General features: G+C 70.8%; 3 protein-coding genes and 1 pseudogene. All 4 read left to right on the top strand.

Annotated features, from left to right (window positions below):
- A partial coding sequence (locus tag Q2100_RS29070; protein WP_302916824.1) for a KR domain-containing protein occupies nucleotides 1-753 on the top strand: 753 nt, incomplete at its 5' end.
- A gap of 13 nt (nucleotides 754-766) precedes the next feature.
- Nucleotides 767-2,248: a condensation domain-containing protein gene (locus Q2100_RS29075; protein ID WP_302916825.1), complete on the top strand. Its 1,482-nt coding sequence runs from the start codon at nucleotides 767-769 to the stop codon at nucleotides 2,246-2,248.
- Between the two features lie 2 nt (nucleotides 2,249-2,250).
- Nucleotides 2,251-3,651, top strand: coding sequence for a hypothetical protein (locus Q2100_RS29080; protein ID WP_302916826.1), 1,401 nt, complete (start codon nucleotides 2,251-2,253; stop codon nucleotides 3,649-3,651).
- Nucleotides 3,652-4,193: pseudogene (locus tag Q2100_RS29085) on the top strand (hypothetical protein); the annotation flags it as partial. It abuts the gene before it with no gap.

The following is a 4,193-nucleotide window of genomic DNA, read 5'->3' on the forward strand; positions in this document are numbered from 1 at the left end:
GCCACGCTCGGCAACATCACCGACGACCTGATCGAGCGGGTGTGGGCGCCGAAGGTGCTTGGCGCCTGGCATCTGCACGAGGCGACGCTCGACCAGCCACTGGACTGGTTCTGTTCCTTCTCGTCGGCGGCCGCGCTGGTCGGCTCGCCCGGACAGGGCGCCTACGCCGCGGCCAACAGCTGGCTCGACGGCTTCACGCGCTGGCGCCGGGCCCGCGGTCTGCCCGCGCACTCGATCGCGTGGGGTGCGTGGGCCGAGATCGGCCGCGGCCAGGTGCTGGCGGAAGACGCCGCGATGGCGATCGCGCCGGACGACGGCGCCCATGCGCTGGAGACGCTGTTGCGGCACAACCGCGCCCACACCGGCTACGCCCCGGTCGCGGGTGCGGCGTGGCTGACCGGGTTCGCGCAGCGCAGCAAGTTCGCCGAGGCGTTCCGGAATGCCGGCGACGGCCGACAGGCGGGCAGTTCGTTCCTCAGCGAGCTACGCAACCTGCCCGCCGAGGAGTGGAGTGGGCGGTTGCGCCGGCTGATCGCCGACCAGATCGGTCTCATCCTGCGCCGCACCGTCGACCTCGACCGTCCGCTCGCGCAGTACGGCCTCGACTCCCTCGGCGTGCTCGAGGTCCGCACCAGGATCGAGGCGGAGACCGGGATCAGGGTCGCCACGAGCGACATCACCACCGCGCGCGCCCTCGCGGAGCATCTGGCGACGGTGCTGGCGGACGAGCATGTGCCGGCGGTTGTCTCGTGAGGAGGAAGAGCCGATGGTCGCGTTGAGATCCGTCCACGACTGGGCGGGGGAGCCGGGCGAGGTGGTGTCCTGGCACCCGTCGCCGGCCACGATGGCCAAGATCGGCAACGCGCCGATCAGTGCGGTCCCGCCGAGTTACCAGCAGGAGCAGCACATCCGGACGTTCCTGCGGCGGAAAGCCGCCGGTGCGGACATGGCGCGCCTGAACATCCCCGCGTGGGACATGCCGGGCCAGTGTGACCTGCGTGCGATGACGCACGTCCTCAACGCCTACGTCCGGCGGCACGACACCTATCACAGCCGGTTCGAGATGGCCGCCGACGGCGGCATCATCCGGCGCACGCTGCAGAATCCCCGCGACCTTAAGTTCGTGCCTACCGCGCACGGTGAGATGGCGGCTGCGCAGTGGCGCGAGCACATCCTCGGCACGCCCGATCCGCTGCAGTTCGACTGCGTCAACTTCGGGATCATCCAGCGCAAGAACCACTTCACGTTCTACATCAGTGTCGACCACGTCCACACCGACGCGTTGTTCATGTGCCTGGTGCTCGTCGAGATCCACATGATGTACCAGACGCTGGTCACCGGCGGGGCGCCGTTCGCCCTGGAGGACGCGGGCAGCTACGACGACTACTGCCTGCGCCAGCGTGAGTACACCTCGGCACTCACCCTGGATTCGCCCGAGGTCCGGGAGTGGGTCCGGTTCGCCGAGGACGGCGACGGCATCCTGCCGCGCTTCCCGCTGCCGCTGGGCGACCTCTCGGTCCCGTGCGGCGGCGACATGGTGGTCGTCCAGTTGCTCGATGCCGCGCAGACCCGGCGCTTCGACGCGGTGTGCACCAACCTCGGCGTCCGGTTCAGCGGGGGAGTCTTCGCCTGCGCCGCCCTGACCGACCACCAGTTCACCGGCGCGCCGACCTATCACGTCGTCACCCCGGTGACCACCCGACGGACCACGGCGGAGTTCATGACCACCGGGTGGTTCGCCGGCCTGGTGCCGATCACCGTGCCGGTCGACGCGCAGTCCTTCGCCGACACCGCGCGCAGCGCGCAGTCGTCCTTCGACAGCGGGTCGCACCTCGCGCACGTACCCGTCGAACGGATCCTCGAACTCGCCGCGCGGCCGCTGGGTATGCGCGCGCCGGGTCCTGGCGCCGCGATGGTGTCCTACCTCGACGCCGCCCTTCCGCCGTTGTCCCCGGCCATCATCGCGGAGTGGGAGGCGATGAACGGAAAATTGTTCTGCGACAGCCGATCCGCTGATCAGATCGGGATGTGGGTGAACCGCACCGACCGGGAGACCGTGGTGACCGTGGCGTTCCCCGACAATCCGGTCGCGCGGGACTCGCTGCAGCGGTACCTGCAGGCGATGAAGAGCGTGTTCGCGCGGGTCGCCGACGGTGACGGCGCGACGGCGCCCGCGGCGCACCGCCATGGAATGACACGTCACCACAGCACATCTCGTCCCGGACTGACGCCGGTCGCCGGGGGCTGACGATGGCGATCGACGCAGCGGCCGCGACGGTGGCCGCGCCCGCCCGCCGCCGCGTGGCACAGCGCGACGACCGGCTCGCCTACCTGGATCAGGCGATGTATCTCGGGCTGCGGGCCACGGGTCAGGCAGCGGTGATGCAGTGCGTGTGGATCTACGAGCACCCCGTCGATCTCGACGGCCTTGAGCGGTTCGGCCGCAATTTCGGTCATGGCTTGGCCGGTCGGCGGATCGAGCGTTCGGTACTGCCGTTCGGCAGGCACCGCTGGGTGGCGTCGCCGGGCGTGGCGCCGGGCATCGACGTCGCCGAGCGTCCACGGCCGCGTGCCGAACTCGGTGACTGGATCGACGAGAGAGCGGTGCTGCCGGTCGATCCCGAGTGGGGACCGGGCTGGCACCTCGGCGTGCTCCCGATGACCGACGGGTCCACGGCGGTCAGCCTCGTCGGGTCGCACTGCCTCGGCGACGGCGGTGGCGCCCTGCTCACGGTGCTCAGCGCCGCCACCGGCAACGTGTACGACTTCGGTTATCCGCCGCGGGGATCGCGCACCCGCCGCGAAGCGCTCGCGCAGGATGCCCGCCAGCTGATCCGGGATCTGCCCGAGGTGGGCCGGACCCTCGCCGCTGCCGGAAAATTGGCCCGTCGCAACAGAACCGCGGGCAAGGCGCCGAAGGACCGGCGTACAAAGCGTGCCGTTCACCTCGACAACACCCGTCACGTCGCGGTACCGGCCGTCACGGCCTTCCTCGACATCGCCGACTGGGACGCGCGGGCGAGCGCCCTCGGGGGCAACACCTACTCGCTGCTCGCAGGCTTCGCGGCGCGACTCGCCGAAGCCATGGGCCGCACCGGCGCCGAAGGAGAGGTGCCGCTGATCGTCCCGATCAACGACCGCGCCGACCTGGACGACACGCGCGCCAACGCGGTGAAGCTGGCCAACGTCCGCATCGACCCGTCGGATGTCACGCGCGACCTGTCCCGGGCGCGCGCAGAGCTCAAGCGTTCCCTCGCCGCGCTCGGCGACGAGCCGGACGGTGCCCTGCAACTGCTGCCCCTGGTGCCGTTCCTGCCGAGGCGGGCGGTGAAGGCCGCCGCAGAATCGGCGTTCGGCTTCGCCGACCATCCGGTGTCGTGTTCCAACCTCGGCGACCTGCCCGCCGAGATCGGCCGCGCCGACGGCACGGATGCCGAATACGTGTTCATGCGAGGAGTCGACCAGCACATCACGCTGCGGGTGCTCGAACAGCGGCACGGCCTGCTGACCGTCGTCGGCGCCAGGATCAACGGGCGCATCTCGATCGCCGTCATCGGCTACCAGGCGGGTGCGCCGAATTCGAAGGCCGGCCTGCGCCGGCTCGTCGAGCACACGCTGTCCGAATTCGGACTCGACGGCGTGGTCTTCTAGATGACCGACCACCGGCTGGCCTACCTCGACCAGGCGACGTTCCTCTCGCAGCAGGCGACCGGCCGCGCGCAGCTCACCCAGTTGGTCTGGCTCTACGAGCATCCGGTGGACCACGCCGGGCTGAAGGCCTTCCACCAGAACTTCGGCTACGGTCTCGCGGGCCGGCGCATCGAGCGGTCGGCCCTGCCCTTCGGCAGGCACCGGTGGGTGAGCTCGACGGGACCTGCCACCGACCTCGCCATCGCCGACGGCGTCCGGCCTCGCTCCGAACTCAGCGACTGGATCGACGAACGCGCCCAGGTGCCGGTCGATCCCGAGTCGGGCCCCGGCTGGCACCTCGGCGTGCTGCCGATGTCCGACGGCTCGACCGCGGTCAGCCTGGTCGGCTCGCACTGCCTGTTCGACGGTGTCGGGGTGCTGCAGACGGTGGCGCAGGCGGCCGACGGCGCGGTGCGCAAACTCGACTACCCGCCACCGGATGCCCGTGCCCGCCGGCGCCTGCGCGCGGGGGAGGTCGCGCTGACGGTGCGGGAGCTGGGGCC

Origin of the sequence: Mycolicibacterium arseniciresistens, from assembly GCF_030519285.1 — a bacterium.
Classification (GTDB): domain Bacteria; phylum Actinomycetota; class Actinomycetes; order Mycobacteriales; family Mycobacteriaceae; genus Mycobacterium; species Mycobacterium arseniciresistens.